The organism is Bradyrhizobium erythrophlei, assembly GCF_042430365.1.
Classification (GTDB): Bacteria; Pseudomonadota; Alphaproteobacteria; order Rhizobiales; family Xanthobacteraceae; genus Bradyrhizobium; species Bradyrhizobium erythrophlei.
On record NZ_JBHMET010000021.1, the window covers coordinates 1 to 661 of the forward strand.

General features: G+C 63.8%; 1 protein-coding gene. It reads right to left on the bottom strand.

Features of this window, described 5'->3' with window-relative positions:
- A partial coding sequence (locus ACFFWD_RS02870; RefSeq protein WP_376961255.1) for an IS256 family transposase occupies positions 1 to 661 on the bottom strand: 661 nt, incomplete at both ends.

The following is a 661-nucleotide window of genomic DNA, read 5'->3' on the forward strand; positions in this document are numbered from 1 at the left end:
CTCGATGCCGTCTCGGAAACTGACACCTGCGATGATCTTCGGCAACTGATTTGTGCCCTTTAGCCGTCGCCAGGTCTTTGATGCGGCCATGACGAGCTTGAACACCATCAGCTTGGCAGTGGTTGGCGACAGCGAGCCCTTGGTTCGCACCGTCCTGTGCCGCACGGTTGCGAACACGCTTTCGATGGGGTTCGTCGTGCGCAAGTGATCCCAATGCTCGGCAGGGAAGTCGTAGAAGGCCAGCAGCGCGTCGCGATCCTTGACCAGGCATTCGACTGCCCGGCCGTACTTGGCGCGGTATTTCTCGGCGAAGACGTCGATCGCCGCTTCGGCGGACGCCCGGCTCGGCGCCCGGTAGACCTCGCGCAGGTCCGTCTTCATGGTGGCCTGCACCGAGAGCGGGACCTTGTCCAGGACATTCACGGTCTTGTGCACCCAGCACCGCTGGTGCCGCGTGCCGGGAAAGATCGCGTCGAGCGCCTTCCAGAAGCCGAGCGCGCCGTCGCCGACGGCAATTTCCGGGGCGATCTGCAACCCGCGCTGTTTGACGTCGATCAGGAGCTCGCGCCAGCTTTGCGCGCTCTCCCGGACGCCGACCTGAAAGCCGATCAGTTCCTTCTTGCCTTCCGGCGTCGCGCCGATCAGCACCAGCATGCATTCG